The organism is Jannaschia sp. Os4 (assembly GCF_016820245.1).
Lineage (GTDB): Bacteria > Pseudomonadota > Alphaproteobacteria > Rhodobacterales > Rhodobacteraceae > Jannaschia.
In genome coordinates this window covers 38,797-56,625 of sequence record NZ_JAFCAR010000006.1, presented here as the reverse complement: position 1 = coordinate 56,625, position 17,829 = coordinate 38,797, and the positions used below count along the sequence as shown (strand labels likewise).

General features: G+C 71.1%; 15 protein-coding genes. 8 read left to right on the top strand and 7 right to left on the bottom strand.

Annotation, left to right across the window (positions count from 1 at the left end):
* The first annotated feature begins 104 nt into the window (after nt 1-104).
* The 7 genes from JQC91_RS17105 (at nt 105) to JQC91_RS17075 (ending at nt 6,600) form a co-directional block, all read left to right on the top strand.
* Nucleotides 105-1,157, top strand: a complete 1,053-nt coding sequence (locus JQC91_RS17105; RefSeq protein WP_203288771.1) for an ABC transporter ATP-binding protein — start codon at nt 105-107, stop codon at nt 1,155-1,157.
* 2 nt (nt 1,158-1,159) lie between these two features.
* A complete protein-coding gene (locus JQC91_RS17100) occupies nt 1,160-2,251 on the top strand; it encodes an ABC transporter ATP-binding protein (RefSeq protein WP_203288769.1) in 1,092 nt (363 codons plus the stop codon).
* Nucleotides 2,248-3,111: a sugar ABC transporter permease gene (locus JQC91_RS17095; RefSeq protein ID WP_203288767.1), complete on the top strand. Its 864-nt coding sequence runs from the start codon at nt 2,248-2,250 to the stop codon at nt 3,109-3,111. Before JQC91_RS17100 ends, JQC91_RS17095 begins: the two co-directional genes overlap by 4 nt.
* Nucleotides 3,108-3,908, top strand: a complete 801-nt coding sequence (locus tag JQC91_RS17090) for a carbohydrate ABC transporter permease (RefSeq protein ID WP_203288765.1) — start codon at nt 3,108-3,110, stop codon at nt 3,906-3,908. Before JQC91_RS17095 ends, JQC91_RS17090 begins: the two co-directional genes overlap by 4 nt.
* A gap of 2 nt (nt 3,909-3,910) precedes the next feature.
* Nucleotides 3,911-4,321 carry a DUF2160 domain-containing protein gene (locus JQC91_RS17085; RefSeq protein WP_203288763.1) on the top strand — a complete coding sequence of 137 codons (411 nt, stop codon included), beginning with the start codon at nt 3,911-3,913 and terminating at the stop codon, nt 4,319-4,321.
* Between the two features lie 81 nt (nt 4,322-4,402).
* Nucleotides 4,403-5,281 carry a hypothetical protein gene (locus tag JQC91_RS17080; RefSeq protein WP_203288761.1) on the top strand — a complete coding sequence of 293 codons (879 nt, stop codon included), beginning with the start codon at nt 4,403-4,405 and terminating at the stop codon, nt 5,279-5,281.
* Complete coding sequence (locus JQC91_RS17075) at nt 5,278-6,600, top strand: hypothetical protein (protein WP_203288759.1); 1,323 nt, start codon at nt 5,278-5,280, stop codon at nt 6,598-6,600. The genes JQC91_RS17080 and JQC91_RS17075 overlap by 4 nt, the downstream gene beginning before the upstream one ends.
* Here the strand turns inward: JQC91_RS17075 and JQC91_RS17070 are convergent.
* The 7 genes from JQC91_RS17070 to JQC91_RS17040 form a co-directional block, all read right to left on the bottom strand.
* Nucleotides 6,597-9,668 carry a glycoside hydrolase family 38 C-terminal domain-containing protein gene (locus JQC91_RS17070; RefSeq protein ID WP_203288757.1) on the bottom strand — a complete coding sequence of 1,024 codons (3,072 nt, stop codon included), beginning with the start codon at nt 9,666-9,668 and terminating at the stop codon, nt 6,597-6,599. The two genes, JQC91_RS17075 and JQC91_RS17070, sit on opposite strands and share 4 nt — an antisense overlap.
* A gap of 1 nt (nt 9,669) precedes the next feature.
* Entirely contained in the window at nt 9,670-11,415 is a 1,746-nt protein-coding gene (locus JQC91_RS17065) for an ABC transporter ATP-binding protein (protein WP_203288755.1), read from the bottom strand.
* A 13-nt stretch (nt 11,416-11,428) separates the two neighbouring features.
* Entirely contained in the window at nt 11,429-12,394 is a 966-nt protein-coding gene (locus tag JQC91_RS17060) for an ABC transporter permease (RefSeq protein ID WP_203288753.1), read from the bottom strand.
* Nucleotides 12,391-13,425 (bottom strand): ABC transporter permease, encoded by a 1,035-nt coding sequence (locus JQC91_RS17055; protein ID WP_203288751.1) that lies wholly within the window; start codon nt 13,423-13,425, stop codon nt 12,391-12,393. The genes JQC91_RS17060 and JQC91_RS17055 overlap by 4 nt, the downstream gene beginning before the upstream one ends.
* A gap of 87 nt (nt 13,426-13,512) precedes the next feature.
* Nucleotides 13,513-15,237: an ABC transporter substrate-binding protein gene (locus JQC91_RS17050; RefSeq protein WP_203288749.1), complete on the bottom strand. Its 1,725-nt coding sequence runs from the start codon at nt 15,235-15,237 to the stop codon at nt 13,513-13,515.
* Nucleotides 15,238-15,282: 45 nt separating this feature from the next.
* Nucleotides 15,283-16,008: an MBL fold metallo-hydrolase gene (locus JQC91_RS17045; protein ID WP_238941653.1), complete on the bottom strand. Its 726-nt coding sequence runs from the start codon at nt 16,006-16,008 to the stop codon at nt 15,283-15,285.
* Complete coding sequence (locus tag JQC91_RS17040; protein WP_203288747.1) at nt 16,005-16,826, bottom strand: phytanoyl-CoA dioxygenase family protein; 822 nt, start codon at nt 16,824-16,826, stop codon at nt 16,005-16,007. Before JQC91_RS17040 ends, JQC91_RS17045 begins: the two co-directional genes overlap by 4 nt.
* A gap of 156 nt (nt 16,827-16,982) precedes the next feature.
* Here JQC91_RS17040 and JQC91_RS17035 point away from each other — a divergent pair, with 156 nt between their 5' ends.
* The gene (locus JQC91_RS17035) at nt 16,983-17,825 is read left to right on the top strand and encodes an AraC family transcriptional regulator (RefSeq protein WP_203288745.1); all 843 of its coding nucleotides are present in this window, start codon (nt 16,983-16,985) and stop codon (nt 17,823-17,825) included.
* Nucleotides 17,826-17,829: the final 4 nt, after the last annotated feature.

Below are 17,829 nucleotides of genomic sequence, written 5' to 3'. Positions count from 1 at the left end.
CCCCGAGCGGCGGCCCCCCCACGGGGCCGCCGCACCCCTCTTCCCAGACGACCGCGCGGGACCTCCCGCGATCCGGGCCCGGCCCGGCCAACGAAGGGCACGACATGACGCTGCGGCTGGAGGCCATCACGAAGGTCGTGGAGGGCCGGACCCACATCAAGCCCACCACCCTGGAGCTGCATCCGGGGCGCTTCAACGTCCTGCTGGGCCCCACCGGCGCGGGCAAGACGTCGCTGATCAAGATGATGGCGGGGCTCGACCCGATCGCGTCCGGCAAGGTGATCCTCGACGGGGAGGACGTGACCCGGCGCAACCCGCAGAAGCGGCGCATCAGCCTCGTGCACCAGTTCTTCGTCAACTACCCCCACATGACGGTCTTCGAGAACATCGCCTCGCCGCTGCGCGTGGCGGGCGTTCCGAAGTCCGAGATCCAAGGCCGCGTCGAGGCCGCCGCCGACGTGCTGAAGCTGCGGCCCATGCTGGACCGCCGCCCGCACGAGCTGTCGGGCGGGCAGCAGCAGCGGACTGCGCTCGCCCGCGCCATCGCCAAGGACAGCCGCGCCGTCTTCCTCGACGAGCCGCTGGCCAACCTCGACTACAAGCTGCGCGAGGAGTTGCGCGAGCAGTTGCCCGACCTCTTCGCCGGACGCGGCGCGGTGGTCGTCTATGCGACGTCGGAGCCGGAGGAGGCGCTCCTGCTCGGCGGCGAGACCGCGCTGATGGAGGACGGGCACGTCCGCCAGTTCGGCCCGACGGCGGACATCTACCGCGCCCCCGCCTCGCTGGCGGCGGCGCGCACCTTCTCGGACCCCCCCATCAACGCGGCCCCCGTGACCGTCTCGGGCGGCACCGCGCGGATGGGATCGGCCACGTGGGCGGCGGCGCGGGCGGACGGCGACTACACCTTCGCGATCCGCCCCCACCACGTCCTGCCCCAGCCGATGGCGAACGGCGTCGCCTTGGAGGGCACGGTCGCGGTCACGGAACTTTCCGGCTCGGAATCGTCGGCCCACTTCGACCTCGACGGCCGCCCGTGGGTGTCGCTCGCGCACGGCGTCCACCCCTACCGGGTGGGCGAGCCGCACACCTTCCACATGGACCCCGCCGACGGGTTCTGGTTCGGCCCCGACGGGGCGCCCGTGCAGGAGGGCCGCTGACGATGGCGCGCATCACGCTCGACGGGCTGGCGCACAGCTACCTGCCCGCGCCCTCGGGCCCGGCGGACTACGCGCTCAAGGGGCTCGACGTCGATTGGCAGGACGGGGGCGCCTACGCGCTGCTCGGCCCCTCCGGCTGCGGCAAGTCCACGCTGCTGAACATCGTGTCGGGGCTGCTGCGCCCCTCGGAGGGCCGCATCCTCTTCGACGGCGAGGACGTCACCGGCCTCCCCCCCGCGCGGCGCAACATCGCGCAGGTGTTCCAGTTCCCCGTCATCTACGACACCATGACCGTGCGCGAGAACCTCGCCTTCCCGCTGGTGAACCGGGGCGTCGACCAAGCCACCATCGACCGGCAGGTGGCCGCCATCGCCGCGATGCTGGAGGTGGACGGCATGCTCGACCGGCGCGCCTCCGGCCTCGCGCCGGACGACAAGCAGAAGATCTCGATGGGCCGCGGCCTCGTGCGCGACGACGTCAACGTGGTGATGTTCGACGAGCCGCTGACCGTCATCGATCCGCACCTGAAGTTCGCGCTGCGCTCCAAGCTGAAGGAGCTGCACCAGCGGGTGCGCGCGACGATGATCTACGTCACCCACGACCAGACCGAGGCGCTGACCTTCGCGGACCGCGTGGTGGTGATGCAGGAGGGCGAGGTCGTGCAGATCGGCACGCCGGTCGAGCTGTTCGAGCGGCCGACCCACACCTTCGTCGGCCATTTCATCGGCTCGCCCGGCATGAACGTCCTGCCCGCGGAGCGGGGCGGGGCGGGCGCGCGGTTCCACGGGCACGACGTCGCGCTCGACGGCGCGATCGCGGCCGACGCCGCGGGACGGCTGGAGATCGGGGTGCGGCCCGAGTTCGTGACGCTCGGCGCGCCGGGCACCGGCATCCCCGCGACGATCACCAAGGTGGCCGACGTGGGGCGCCACACCGTCGTCGAGACCGACGCGGGCGGCGCCAAGGTCTCCGCCATCACCAACGCGGGGGCCGGCGGGCTGCCGAGCCCCGGCGAGGCGGTGGGCCTGTCCTTCCGCCCCGACCGCACCCGCGCCTACGCGGATGGCTGGCTCGTCTCGGGAGGGGGCGCATGAACAAGACGTGGAACCAGAAGGCGTGGCTGCTGGTCCTGCCGGTCGTCCTCTTGGTCGCCTTCAACGCGCTCGTGCCGATGATGACCGTGGTCAACTACTCGGTGCAGGAGACGTTCGGGAACAACACCTTCTTCTGGTCGGGCTTGCAGTGGTTCGAGCAGATCCTCACCTCCGAGCGGTTCCACGCGGCCCTCGGGCGGCAGGTGCTGTTCACGTCGATCATCCTTCTGATCGAGGTGCCCCTCGGCGTGGCCATCGCGCTGTGCATGCCAAAGAAGGGCGTCTGGGTGCCCGTCTGCCTCGTGCTGATGGCGCTGCCGATGCTGATCCCGTGGAACGTGGTCGGCTCCATGTGGAACATCATGGCGCTGCCGGACATCGGCCTGCTGGGCTATTTCCTGAACGAGGTGGTCGGCTGGCAGTTCGACTACACGCAGGACCCCATCGACGCGTGGGTAACGATCATCGCGATGGACGTGTGGCACTGGACGTCGCTGGTGGTGCTGCTGGCCTATGCGGGCCTCGTCTCGATCCCCGACGCCTACTACCAGGCGGCCGAGATCGACGGCGCGTCCCGCTGGGCCGTGTTCCGGCACATCCAGCTGCCGAAGATGAAGAGCGTGCTGACCATCGCGATCCTGCTGCGCTTCATCGACAGCTTCAACATCTACACCGAGCCTTTCACCCTGACGGGCGGCGGCCCCGGCAACGCGACGACGCTGCTGTCGATCGACCTCGTGAAAATCGCACTCGGCCAGTTCGACCTCGGCCCCGCGGGCGCGATGAGCCTGATCTACTTCGCCATCACGCTCCTCGTGTCGTGGCTCTTCTACACCCTGATGACGCGGAACGATCCATGAGCAAGCTCAAGCCCCTCGTCCCCATCCTCTACATCGCGTTCCTGATGCTGCCGATCTACTGGCTCGTCGCGATGTCGTTCAAGACGACCAACGAGATCCTCGGCGGGTTCAGCCTGTTCCCTCAGACCTTCACGCTCGACGCGTACCGCACGATCTTCAGCGACCCTACATGGTACTGGGGCTACATCAACTCGATCATCTACGTGACGATCAACACGGTCCTGTCGGTCGCCGTCGCCCTGCCCGCGGCCTACGCCTTCTCGCGCTACCGCTTCCTCGGCGACAAGCAGCTGTTCTTCTGGCTGCTGACCAACCGCATGGCGCCCGCGGCCGTCTTCGCCCTGCCCTTCTTCCAGCTCTACTCGGCGGTAGGCCTCTTCGACACGCATCTCGCCGTGGCGATGGCCCACACGCTGTTCAACGTCCCCCTCGCGGTGTGGATCCTCGAAGGCTTCATGCGCGGCGTGCCCAAGGAGCTGGACGAGACGGCCTTCGTCGATGGCTACTCCTTCCCGCGCTTCTTCGTCACGATCTTCATCCCCACCATCAAGGCGGGCGTGGGCGTGGCGGCCTTCTTCTGCTTCATGTTCTCGTGGGTGGAGCTGCTGCTGGCCAAGACGCTGACGGCCGTGGAGGCCAAGCCCATCGCCGCCACCATGACGCGCACCGCGTCGTCGTCCGGCTACGAGCTCGGCCTGCTCGCGGCCGCGGGCACGCTGACGATCATCCCGGGCGCGATCGTGATCTGGTTCGTGCGCAACTACATCGCGAAGGGCTTCGCGATGGGGCGGGTGTGACGATGCGCCGGCTCGTCCGCCTCGCCCTCCTCCCGGCTCTCGTCTCGGGCGCCGCCCACGCCCAGCAGGCGGGCTGGGGCAATGTCGGCCAGCAGCCCGAGGAGACCGGCTTCGACTGGACCCGGCCGCTCTTCGACGGGTTCTGGATGGCGTGGACGCCCGCCACCCTCGCCGTCTTCGCCGGCATCTTCGCGGCGATGGGCGTGCTCACCGTGCTGGAGATCCGCCGCCCCGGCGGCGCCCCCCGCGACGGGGTGCTCGGCCTGACCACCACGCGCGGCGACCGGCTGTTCCTGACCCTGCTCGGCACCGCCTTCATCTTCCTCGGCTGGCTCTTCCTCTTCGGCCAGCCGGTCTGGGGCGCGCTCGCGCTCTCGATCGGGTGGGGGGTCTTCTGCTTCTGGAAGGTATGATCCCGCCGGTCGGGATGGCCCCATCCCGCGCGATGGTGTAGCCGCTCGACGGACCGCCCCGGGCAGCAGGACCTCACGCCGATGATGATCTCCCGCCGCTTCGGCTACGCCTTCGTCGCGAACCAGCGCGTCGGCACGGAGGCGATGCACCTGGTGGCCGGCTCCGACGCCGACCTCGCCTATGCGCGGATCGGCAACCACAAGCACGACACCCCCGACCAGATGGCCGCCTTCCTCGCCGAGCGCGGACTCGACGCGGGGTTCGAGGACCTGCTGGTGTTCGGCGTCGTGCGCGAGCCGGCGGCGTGGCTGCTGTCGTGGTTCAACTCGCGCAGCCGCAAGGCGCTCGCGAACCCCGCCAAGCGGAACCACCGCAACTACACCGGCGGGCACGCGTGGGCGGAGTTCCTCGAACTGGCGCGTTCGGACGACCCGCCGCTGATGACGAAGGCGCGCCCGCAGCGGGCGTTCTTCACCGCGTCCAAGGGCGGGCCGGACGTGCGGCCCGTCCCGTTCGATCGGGTGAACGAGGTCTTCGCCAAGGTCCTGCCCGAGGGTAGCGCGATGCACGGGTTCCGCATGGGCGATCCGGCGCACCGCAAGAACAGCGCCAAGGACGTCCGCATGACGATGGACGAGATGTCGGCGGAGGACCGGCGGATCGTCAACGAGGAGATCCTGCCCCGCGACTACGAGCTCTACCTCCGCGCCCGCGCGGAGGCCGACGACTACCCGCCCGCCGTGCCCGCCGCGCCGGGGGAGCTCGACCGCCGCGTGCGGGAGGAGGCGGCGCTCGACGACGTCGCCTACGAGACCGCCTTCGCCCGCGCGCAGAGCCTGATGTTCCACGGCGCCGCCGAGGCCGACATCCGCGCCGACGTCGCCCGCTACGTCCACGTGGACGCCGACGCGCTCTTAGCCGAGGTGGCCCCCCGCGTGGCGCGGATGTCGGGCCGATGATGGACGGGGACGCGATGACGCCCGCGACCGCGCCGGGGGCCGGCGGCGTCCGCCTCGCCCCCCTGCCCGCGCCCTACCCCTACCGTTCGGCGCTCGCCTTCGTGTCGGACATCGACAGCACGACCTACGAGTCGCTCTTCCGCGTCCACCGCATGCTCTACGGCCTCGCGGAGGGCTACGAGGACGTCGCCCTCGAGACGTCGAACTCCTACTGGGTGTTCACCCATCTCGGGAAGAAGCGGAAATGCGAGGTCGCGCTCGCCGCGGCGGACCTGTCGCCGCTCCCCCAAGCCGACGCCGTGGGCGCCCTGCTCCGGACGCCGATCTTCGACACGCTGCACACCTATGGCGACGTCGGGAAGGTGTCGTTCGACCACGACTTCGCGCGGCGCTGCGTCGACCTTCTGCACGACCACGGGCTGGCGCCCGCGATGTGGACCTATCACGGCAACACGCTGCAGACGCACAACATCGCGCCCGGCGCGGACCACTGGCACGGGGACGATCCCGGCCATGCGTCCTACCATCTCGACCTGCTGCGCAAGGATCTCGGCCTCAGGTTCTTCCGCCGCGCGCCCAGCCTCGTGCTCGACGCGCCAGGCGTCTCGGACGGCGAGGTGGTCCAGACGCGCGACGGGTCGTGGATCTACCAGTTCCGGGGTGCCGCCTTCCTGCGCAACGTGCCCCGCGAGGAGGTCGACGCGTGGCTCGTGCGCCTGCGCGCCGAGGGGCGGTCGGCCCTGCTCGACCGGCACGTCTTCAAGCCGCAGCGCCAGTTCCCGGACAACGTGCTTACGTGGACGCCCGAGATGCTGCGCTACCAGCTCTCCGAGGCGGTGCTCGACGACATGGTCGCCGGCGAGCGCGTCACCCTCGTCAACCAGCACCTGACCCGCGCCCACTGCGTCGGGAGCTACGAGGCGGTCGAGACCCGCGACGCGCTGCGGCGCCTGACGCGCTACGGCGAGGACGGGCGCCTGCTGACGACGAGCGGGGCGCGGCTGCTGATGTTCAAGTTCGTCCGCGACAACGTCGAGGCCCGGCTCGACGTCGAGGGCGAGGTCACGCGGCTGCGGATCTCCCCGGTCGCCGCGCAGGGCGAGGTCTGGGTCGACCTGACCGAGGAGCGGCTGAGCGGCATCGCCTTCCCCGTGCCCGGCCCGGAGGTCGTCGCCACCTTGGGGCCGGCGCGCTGCGAGACGCTGACCGTCGAGCGGGACGAGCGCCACGGCTGGGTCGCGCGTTTCCCGTGGGAGTCGCGGCTGCAGGCGCAGCGCGACGCGGTGCTGGAGTTCGAGACGCGGATCGGGGCGCCCTAGCGCCGCACCCGCAGCGTTACGATCTCGAACGGCGCCACGTCGAGCGTCACGGACGCCCCCTCCACCGTCACGGGCTCCATGTCCTCCGTCTCCAGCAGCGCGCACCGATGGACCGAGGCGGGCGCGTCCGCGAAGGTCAGCGTCACCGGCCCCCGCGTCCGGCAGGCGTCGAAGAGGCGGACGATCACGCCGTCGCCGTCCTCGGCGGGCTTGATCGTCTCGACCACCACGGTGGCGCGGCTCGAGCGGACCCACGCCCGCCCGTCCCCCCGTCCCGGCACGATCGCGGGCGCCATGTTGAGGAACGCCGCCTCGCGCAGCACGGGCGCGGCGGGGTCGCTCCAGCGCCCCTCGTGCGGCAGCAGCGCGTAGGTGAAGACGTGGCGGCCCCGGTCGGCCTTCGGGTCGGGCGAGGTGGCGGACTTGATGAGCGTGACGCGCAGGACGTTGCCCTTCACGTCGTAGCCGTACTTGCAGTCGTTGAGCAGGGCCACGCCGTAGTCGGCCTCGGACAGGTCGGCCCACCGCTGCGCGGGCACCTCGAACTTGGCGTAGTCCCACGACGTGTTGCGGTGCGTCCGCCGCTCGATGGCCCCCCACTGGATCTCGTAGGCGGCCGAGGGGGCGAAGACGTCCACGGGGAAGGCCGCCTTCAGGAGCACGTGGCTCTCCTGCCAGTCCACCTCGGTCTCGAAGTCGACGCGGCGGCTGTCGGCGTAGATCATCACGTCCTGCCGGATCGTCGACGCCCGGTAGTGCCGCTCCATCCGCAGGCGGGCGCGGAGGGGGCCTTCCTCCACCACCTCCATCGCCGTCAGCCCGCCGACCACCTCGCCCCGGTCCTCGAAGAAGCTGTCGATGTCCCATGCGTCCCACGACAGGGGCCGGTCCTCGAAGGCCTGCAGCTGGTTGCCCACGCGCCCGTCGGCGAGCACGGCCCGGTCCCGGTCGCGGTCGTGCAGGCGGACGAGCTGGCCCTGCGCGTCGAAGACCACCTCCAGGTGCGCGTTGGACAACGTGACGCCGCCTCCGCCGTCGCGCGCGACCGCCACGCGGCCCTCGGGCGGGCGCGGGCGGATCGGGGTGATGGAGTGGGGCGCGCAGTCCACGTAGGCCAGCGCCCCGCCCTCGGTCGCCTGCATCCCCTCGCCCACCGGCGCGCCGGGGAGGTCCACGAGGCGGGGGCCGTCCCACGGCGTCGTGTTGACGAGGGACCGCCCCCCGCCGGGCAGCGCGAGGTCCGACGCCTCCGCGCAGATCGCGTCGATCTCGGCGTAGTCTCGGCGGCTGTCCTCCCACACGGCGGGCACGGAGGTACCGGGCAGGATGTCGTGGAACTGGTTGAGGCACAGCAGCTCCCACGCCCGCCGAAGGCCCGGCGGGTTGGGCCGCCCCGTTGCGGCGAGCAGGAACTCCACGTCGTGCAGCGCGATCTCCGCCTTGCGGTTGGCGCGCTTGATCCACGCCTGCGAGGTGAGCGTCCCGCGATGCCCCTCCAGATACAGCTCGTCGGCCCAGACCGGCACGTTGGCCGCCTGCCCCTCGATGGCCTCCATGCAGGCCCGCACCGTCGAGGGGCGCACCCGCGGCGCGCCGGCCATGTCGGACCAGATGCGCGCGCGCCGGATCAGCTCGCCCGTCGGCCCCCCGCCCCCGTCGCCGTAGCCGTAGGCGATCGGCAGGTCGCGGACGTGGTCCTTGGCGGTCGAGGCCTCCCACGTGCCCACCACCTCCTCGGCGGTGAGGTCGGACTTGTAGGAGGTCGGATAGGGCAGGTGCTGGACCCCGCGCGGCGTGGTCAGGAACTGGGTCAGCACGCGGGTGCCGTCGATCCCCTCCCACCAGAGCGTCGAGGCGGGCAGCTTGTTGTACTGGTTCCACGACGCCTTGTTGACGACCATCCAGCGCAGGCCGGCCTTGTCCACCAGTTGCGGCAGCGACCACGTCAGGCCGAACGTGTCGGGCAGCCAGAGCACGGGCGTCTCGGCCGCGCCGAACTTCTCGCGATACCACGAGCGGCCCAGCAGCAGCTGCCGCACCAAGGCCTCGCCGCCCGGCAGGTTGGTGTCCGGCTCCACCCACATGCCGCCGATGACCTCCCACCGGCCCTCGGCCACCCGCTCTCGGATGGCGGCGAAGATGTCGGGGTAGTCCGCCTCGGTGTAGGCGTAGAGCTGCGGCTGGGAATGGCTGAAGCGGTATTCGGGGAACCGCTCCATCAGGCGCAGCACGTTCGAGTAGGTCCGCGCGTTCTTCAGCCGCATCTGCCCCACGGGCCAGAGATAGGCGATGTCCATGTGCGCGTGGCCGATGGCGTGCAGGTCCACGTCCAGCGGGCGGCCCGCCCGGCTCAGCCCCTCGGCCAGCTTGGCGGCGGCGGCGGGGACCGAGCGCCAGAACGCCTCGCCCAAGGGGTCGCGGGTGTCGAGCGCGAGGAAGGCGGCATCGAGGGCCGCGAGGATCGCGTGCCGCTCGGGGCGGGCGTCGTCCATCGTCCGCGCCAGCTCCAAGGCCACCTGCGCGCGGGTGAGGAAGTCGCGCGTGGGCTCGTGCACCTCGACCACGCGGCATTCGCCCATCTGCAGGCGGTCCCGGCTCTCGGGGTCGGGGGGCCATCCGGTGAGGCCCGTCCAGCCGTGGACGTGCACGCGGTGGGGCCGACCGTCGGCCATCTCCGGTGGCAGGTGGATCGTGTGGTGATGCCGGTCGGCGGAGGCGTAGGGCGTCCCGTCGAGGTAGAGCAGCCCTTCGGGGTGGGTGAAGATGTCCCCCGCCACCCCCATCGGCAGGTGGAGCGCGACCGGCCCGTCCTCCTTGGTCCACCCGGCGGGGACGGTGAAGGTCGTGGTCATGCAGTAGTGCACGTCCTGTCCGGCCCAATGGTCGTGGGGCTCGATCGGTGCCCACCCCTCGCCGTCGTGGCCGATGGGCGGGGGCGTCGCCTCGCTCTCCAGCGCAGTCCAGCGGAACGGGTCGAGCGGGCGGGCTTGGCGGTGCACCATGTGCTCCACCAAGGCGATGCGCTTGGCGATCTTCTGCGCGGTGAAGCGGCGGGCGTGATCCGACATGTCAGGCCGAGAGGGTGAACCCCTCGATCCCCCCGCGCATCACGGTCCGGGTTTCGCGGGCGAAGCGGTCCAGCCGCTCCGCGTCCTCCTGCGCGGTGCTGGGCGTGCCCCAGCCGCGATCGAGGTCGGGCCACGGGATCGAGTCGATCAGCATCCGGGTGTAGGGGTGCTGCGGGTCGCCGATCACCTCCCTCGGCGGCCCGGCCTCGGCGACGTGGCCTTGGTAGAGGACGATGACGTAGTCGCTGACGTGGTAGGCGGTGGCGAGGTCGTGGGTGATGTAGAGGATCGAGATCCCGTAGCGGTCCTTCAGGTCGTGAATGTTCTTGAGGATCGTGGCCCGCAGGCTCGCGTCCACCATCGACACGGGCTCGTCCGCGATCAGCAGCTTGGGCGACAGCATCAGCGCGCGCGCCACGATCAGCCGCTGGCGCTGCCCGCCCGACAACTGGTGCGGGTAGCGGCGCAGGATGAGGGCCGGGTCGAGCCCCACCGCCTCGCACGCCTCCTCCATCTTCTCCTGCACGTGGGCGTCGGACTTGGCGTAGCCGAACCGCCTGTAGGGGAACTTCAGCGCGTGATCGACGCGGTAGAACGGGTTGAAGCAGGCGTAGGGGTCCTGGAACACCGCCTGCACGTTCTTGCGGAAGTCGAGCGCGGCGGCTTGGCCCATCTTGGACACGTCCGCCCCCTCGTAGAGAACCTGCCCCTCCGTGGGCGGGGTGAAGCCCAGCATCAGGCTGCCCATCGTGGACTTGCCCGATCCGGACTGGCCGACGATCGACACGATCTTCGGCACGTCGCCGGTCAGCGCGAAGGACATCGGCTGGAGCGCGGTGACGTCGCCGTAGCGCTTCGTGACGCCCCGGAACTCCAGCAGCGGCGCCTCCGTCTCGCGCGGCGGCGCGGCGGCGGGCGTGGCGGCGGCGTCGAGGAAGCTGGGGCCGCCGACGAGGGGGACCGAGGAGATCAGGTCCTTCGTGTAGGGATGCGCGGGCGCCTCGATGATCTGGCGGACGGTGCCGTGCTCCACCAGCACCCCGTCCTTCAGCACCGCCAGCTCGTCGACCGACTGCGCCATCAGCCCCATGTCGTGCCCGATCAGGATCAGCCCCGCGCCGATGCGTGCCTGCACGTCCTTCAGCGTCTGCATCACGTGGCGCTGCGTGACCACGTCGAGGGCGGAGGTCGGCTCGTCCGCGATGATGAGGTCCGGCGACAGGATCACGCCGAGCGCGATGCAGACCCGCTGCTTCATGCCGCCCGACAGCTCGTGCGGGTAGAGGCGGCCCACGCGGGCGGGCAGGCCGACCGACTCCAGCACGGCGTCCGACCGCCGCTTCAGCTCCTCGGCCGGGCGCGCGCCCTCGTGGGCGGTGACCCCGTCCCAGAGCTGGTCCTCGATCCGCATGATCGGGTTGAGGGAGTTCATCGCCCCCTGCGGGATGTAGGAGACCTTCGACAGCCGCGCGCGCCGCATCTCGTCCTCCGAGAGCGCGAGCATGTCCGTGCCGCCGAGGATCACCTCGCCCCCGGTCACCCGGCCCGGCGGCGCGAGCATCTGCATCACGGCCAGCGCGGTGGTCGTCTTGCCCGAGCCGGATTCGCCGATGAAGCCCACGCGGCGGCCCTTGGCCACGGCGAGGGACAGGTCCGTGACCGCGTGGACGACGCCCTTGGCGGTGGGGAAGTCGATCGACAGGTCGGTGATCCGCAGGACAGGGTCGTCGGGCGTCAGGTCGTTCATCGCTCGCCCTCCCTCAAAGCTTGCGCAGACGCGGGTTGGACACCTCGTCCAGCCCGAGGTTCACGAGCAGCAGCCCCAAGAACATGACGATCAGCAACAGCGTCGGCAGGCCCCACCACCACCACAGGTTCTGGATCAGCGCGCCCGCGTCGATCGCCTCGTAGATCGTGCGGCCCAAGGTCGGCACCCGCTGCGGCCCCAGCCCCAGCACCTCCAGCCCCACGGCCGTCACGATGGAGGTCGTCACCGACGCGATGAACGAGCCGAAGAGGTAGGGCACGAGGTTGGGCAGCATCTCCCGGAACATAATGTGCGGCGTCGAGGCCCCGGAGAGGCGCGCCATCTGGACGTAGCCCGCCTCGCGCATCGAGAGCACCTGCGCCCGGATCAGGCGCGTGGGCGACTGCCAGACGAAGCCAGCGATCAGCAGCGCCATCAGCGTCAGCGACACGTCCCCGAAGACCGACTGCACCACCACGAGGATCAGGAGCGGCGGGATGGTGATCATCACGTCCGACAGCACCCGGATCACGTCGTCCACGCGCCCGCCCACGAAGCCCGCCGTGAAGCCTAGCGCGATACCGAGCGACATGCCGATCAGCGAGGCCAGCAGCCCGACGTAGAGCGTGTTCGGCGCCCCCAAGCTCAGCAGCGCGACCATGTCCCGCCCCGCCCCGTCCGTCCCCAGCGGGTTGGCGAAGGTGCCCGCCTGCCCGCGCAGGTTCTCGAACCCCACCGGCGGCAGCTTCAGCAGGTTCGCCCCCGTGAACACGCTGTCCATGTCCCAGAAGAGCCGCCCGAGCAGGCCGAGCGCCACGATCCCCAGCAGCAGCCCCGCGCCCCAGTAGAGCTTGGGGTTCATCCACGGGTTCTCGAACCGCCGGGCGCGCTTGGCGGCGCGGCGCTCCTCCCGCGTGGCGGGCGCGCGCAGGTCGCCGTCCGCGTGGGGGGGCGTGACGTCGGTCGACTTGTCGGTCATGCCTCGGCCTCCGCCTTGGCCGCGCGGGCGTCGCGGCGGATGCGCGGGTCGATCAGCGGGTAGAGCAGATCCACGAGGAAGACCGACAGCGCGGTGATCAGGATGATAACGTAGGAGACGCCTTGGATGACCGGGAAGTCCTGGTTCAGGATCGCGTCGTAGAGGAGCTTGCCCATCCCGTTGTAGGCGAAGATGCGCTCCACCAGCACCTGCCCCGCAACCAGCAGCCCGACCTTCAGCGCGAAGGCCGTGATCTGCGGCAGGATCGCGTTCCGGATCATGTACTTGTAGAGGATGTAGCGCGGGCGCAGGCCCTTGGCCTCGGCCAGCTTCACGTAGTCCTCGCCCTGCACGCTGACCATCAGGCCGCGCATCCCGAGCGCCCAGAAGCCAAAGGTCACGACGACGATGGAGAGCGCGGGCAGGATGCCGTGCTCGATCACCGAGCCGACGAAGGCCCACGACCAGCCCGGCTCGACCGTGAGGCCGTAGGCCCCCGTCAGCGGCAGCCAGCGCAGCTTGGCCGCGAAGAGCCACATCAGGAGCAGGCCCGACAGGATCGGCGGGACGGAGGTGAAGATCATCGCCGCCGGGATCGCCACGCGGGCCAGCTTGGGCGTGCGGTCCCACGCCATGAACGCCCCAAGCGCGTTGCCCACCACGAAGGTGATGATCAGCGACAGGATCATCAGGCCCAGCGTCCAAGGCAAGGCGGCGGCGATCAGTTGGGAGACGGGGGTGGGGAAGGACGCTGTCGACAGGCCGAAGTCCAGCGTCAGCACGCCGCCGATGTACTTGAGGTACTGCACGACGAGGGGCTGATCGATGCCCATCTGCGCGCGCAGCGTCTCGAGGATCTGGTCCGATCCCGCGACGGACCCGGCGCCCGAGGCCATGCGCCCCAGCGCGATCTCGGCGGGATCGACGGGCGACAGGCGCGGGATGATCCAGATCAGCGTCGCGGCGATGACGATCGTGAGGACCAGCGTGAGGAGCCGGTTCAGCAGGTAGGAACGGGGTATCCCGAACATGGCGCGGCCTCCCGGTCAGAGGGGGCGCGGGGCCGGCTATCCGGCCCCGCGAGGCCCCGGATCAGGTCCGGGGTTTGGGAAGGCCGGCTACTCGGCCTTCTCCAAGTTCTGCAGGATCTGGTGCGTGTGGTTCCACCAGTGGAAGGGATGGTTGTACTCGTTGTCGGCGGTGGGCCAGCCCGTCCAGTAGGTCGTGTTGAACGGCACCAGCTTGGCCGCCTGCACCAGCGGGATGAACGGCATCTCGGCGTCGAGGTACTGGTAGGCCTCGGCCACCATCGCGGGCACCTCCGGGTCGCCCAAGGCGCGGCCCTCCATGTCCGCCATGATGGCGGTGTAGGCCTCGGCCCCCTCGCCCGACCAGCGCGCGGTGTTGTTGAAGCCCGGCGTCCGCTCGCCCACCGGCACCACGGTGTCGGTCGTGTAGCGGCCCATGGACGCCCACGGCTCGTTCACCGACCCGCAGGAGAGCCACGAGTAGGACATCTCGTAGGCGCCGAAGGGCAGCACCTCGCCCCAGAACACGCCGTTCTCGACCGGCACCGCGCGGGCGTCGATCCCGGCGCGCTGCAGCTGCTCGACGATGACGTCGATGGTGCGGACGTACTCTTGGCTGGCCGAGTTGACGTGAATCGCGACCGACAGCGTCTCGCCGTCCTTGGCGTAGTAGTCGCCGTCGCGGGTCCACCCCGCCTCCTCCAGGAGCGCCTGCCCCGCCTCCACGTCCGCCGTGGGCGACAGGCCGTAGCCCGCCTCCTCGACCGCCGAGATGAACGGGTCCATCGAGCCGAACTGCGCGAACATGGTGCGCGACGGCTCGGTCGTGCCTTCGTAGGCCACGTTCACGATCTGGTTGCGGTCGATGATGTGGGCCACCGCCCGGCGCATCCGCGGGTCGTCCCACGGGGCGACGGTGGTGTTGATCTCCAGCTGGCGGGCGCAGGGGTCGGCGGCGGCGTAGGGATAGTCGGCATACCACGCGATGACGTTCGGGTTCTGCGCGCGGATCGCCTCGAAGGTGCCGACGCCGACGCTCTGCGCGGCGTCCAGCTCGTTGGCGGCCATCAGCTGCGCGCGGGACTCCTCGCCCCCGGTCTCGAGGAAGATGACGCGCTGCGGCGCAGGCAGGTCCGCGAAGCCCGTCGCCGCGCCCCACCAGTCGTCGTTCCGGGTCCAGATCGCGCGGTTCGTGGCCGCGCTCTCGAAGGTGTAGGGGCCGGTGCCGATCGGCTCGGGGAAGGTGAAGGTCGCCGGGTCCTCGCCCGCCCAGACGTGCTCGGGCATGATGAGGAACGACCCGAAGATGCGGACGCCGAAGTTCTCCACGAGGAAGCGCGGGTTCGCATCCGTCAGCGTGAAGCGCACGGTCAGGTCGTCGACCTTCTCGACGCTGGCCACCTGCTCGCGCAGGGTCGCGGCCTCGCGGGCGGTGATCTCCTCGTTCTCCAGCGCCATGTTGACCGTGAACACCACGTCGTCGGCGTCGAACGTCTCGCCGTCCGACCACGTCACCCCCTCGCGGAGCGTCACGGTGAACTCGGTCGCGTCCTCGTTCTGCTCCGAGCCGGAGGCCAGCCACGGCTCCAGCTCGCCGGTGCCGTAGTTGAGGATGAACAGCGGCTCCCACATCGTCTGGTGCGCGCCCTGGAGGCGGCGCACGCCGGTGCCGTCCGTGAACCAGTTGAAGTTGCCGGGGTCCGAGATGGTCCGGTCGAGGTCGAAGATCACCGTGTCCTCGCGCGCCACGTCCTGCGCCAAGGCGGTCGTCGCCATCAGCGCGGCCGCCGCGCCCGTCATCGTCAGAAGTCTCATTCTCGTCTCCTCCCAAGGACCCGGCCGTTCAGGCCGTGGTTGAGTTCAGTCTGGCGGATCGCCGCGCAGGTAGTCCAGCACCAGCACCTGCGGCCCCTTCGCCGCCCGCACCGCCGCCGGGTCGAGCGTGGCGCGCGGCCCGAAGGCGAAGCGCACCGCCTCGTCCCGCCAGTGGCGCAGGAAGTCCTCGATCCACAGGATGTTGGCCGGCCGGTAGGCCAAGGTCCGGAAGTGGACCGGCAGCACGACGCGCGGGCGCATCCGGTGGATCATGTGCATCAGGTCGGGCAGCTGGATCGTGGGCGACCCGCCCGTGGGCGCGATCAGCAGGTCCACGTCCTCGAAGAACGCGACCTGCGCCTCCGACAGCGCGTTGCCCACGTCGCCCATGTGCGCGATCCGCAGCCCGCCCATCTCGAAGCGGTACATCGCGTTCTGCCCCGCGGTGCCGCGGGGGTGGTGCTCCCACTCCTCGGCGGCGATGGCGCGCAGGTGCAGCGGCCCGACCATCGCCTCGCCCGCGTCCCCGCCGCCCGCCGTCGCCACCTCCAGCGCGTTGCACCGGATCGGGTCGCCCCCGTCCCGGCCCGCGATCAGGTCGGTCCGGCAATGCGCGCTGTCGTCGTCCGAGGAGGCCAGCGCGACGTCCGCCGGATCGGTGACGGGCGCGTAGCCCAGTTCCTCGGGCGTGTAGGGATCGGTCACGACGGTCAGGCCGTCCGCCGCCAGCCGCACGCAGGACTGGCCGTGCCATGTGACCGACAGGCTCAATTGTTGCCCACCGCGCGGGGCGACGTGACCGCCGCGATGTCGTCCGTGCCGGGGCGCGGATGGGTGATCCAGTCGCCCGACGACCCCCGGCACGCCACCGCCTCGACGCCGCGGCGCCAGCCCTCGTCCGTGATCCGCACCTCCGGCGGGCAGTAGCGCAGCGTCAGCCCGCACCGCCGCCGGTCCGACCCGTTCGGCCCCGACCCGTGCACCAGCATGTCGGCGTGCAGGCTGCACTGCCCGGCGCGCAGCACGTTCGTCACCGGCGCCCCCAGCGCCTCGGCGTCGCGAAGCCCGTGGGCGAACACCGCCCCCTCCACCGCCTCCATCGGCAGGGCGCCCCGATCGTGGGTGCGCGGGATGAACCGCATCGCCGCGTTGGCGTCGTCCGCGTCGTCGATGGCCAGCCAGACCGTCACCGTGCGCGCGGGCGACAGGTGCCAGAACCCCGCGTCCTGGTGCCACGGCACCGCCCGCGCCTCGCCCGGCGGCTTGGACAGGATCGCGGTGGCCCAGCACAGGACGTCCGGCCCCACGATCCCCTCCACGAGGTCGAGGATCGCCGGGTGGCGGCACAAGTCCCACAGGGTCGCGAGCCGCGCTTGGTAGCAGTTGATCCCGTAGGCGCCCTCCGCCCCCATCGCGGCGAGCCAGCCGTCCACCGACGCCCGCAGGGCCGCCACCTCCGCCGGCGCGAGCACGTCGAAGGGCGCGATCCAGCCCTCGCGGTTGTAGGTCTCGACCGCGTCGCGCGACAGGCGGCCCCCCTCGCGGGGCGCCACCGGCGCGAAGCGCAGATCGGAGCGGTCGTCCAGCATGTCTCTTCTGCGCCGAACGACGGTACGTCGGCGCGCCTCCCTCCCCCGACGCTACGCCCGGCACCGCCCGCCGCCGACGCCGCCGCTTGATGAAAGGCTACGCTGGATTGACGAAACCGTGGACGGACGGGCCGAAACCTGCGCTCACTTGGCCCCATGCGCTGCCGGACCTTCCACGTCGAGGATTACGTCGCCCCCGGCGAGGCCTACGGCGTGACCGTCAAGCCGATCGGCCCGCAGGTCCCGGCCACGCTGCACCGCCACGACTACCACGAGCTGATGGTCGTGCTCGAAGGCCCGCTCGTGCAGCGCACGGACACCGCGGCCACGGCCCTCGTGACCGGCACGGCGGCGTTCCTACGGCCCGACGACCGCCATCTCGTCCACGCGCCCCGGCGCGCCCGCGCGCGGATCCTCAACGTCGTCCTCCGCTCCGCCGAGGTCGACGCGCTCGGGGCGCGCCACGCGCGGGACTGCGCCGGGCGCTTCTGGTGGACCGACGCGCCCGAGCCCGACCTCGTCACCCTGCCCCCCGCCGTGTTCCGCCGCGCGACCGAGGGGATCGCCGCCTTGGCCGAGGGACCGCGCACGCCGCTCCGGCTCGAGGCGTTCCTGACCGGCCTCATCGCGGACGTGCTGCGCGATCCCGTAGCGCTCGACCCCGGCCTGCCCCCGTGGCTCGCGCGCGCCTGCCGCCGCGCGATGGACCCGGCGGTGTTCCGCGGCGGCGCGGCCGCCTTGGCCGAGGCGGCGGGGCGCAGCCACGAGCACCTGTGCCGCTCCATGAAGGCGCATCTCGGCCAGTCGCCCACGACCTACCTCAACGGCGTCCGCATGGACCACGCCGCCCGCCTGCTGCGCGACGGGGACCAGACGGTCGAGGCCGTCGCCGAAGCGGTGGGCCTGTCGAACCTCGGCCACTTCTACCGCCTGTTCCGGCGCCACCACGGCACGACGCCGCGCGGCTACCGCCAGTCGGCGCGGCGCGCCCCGGTGTGACCGC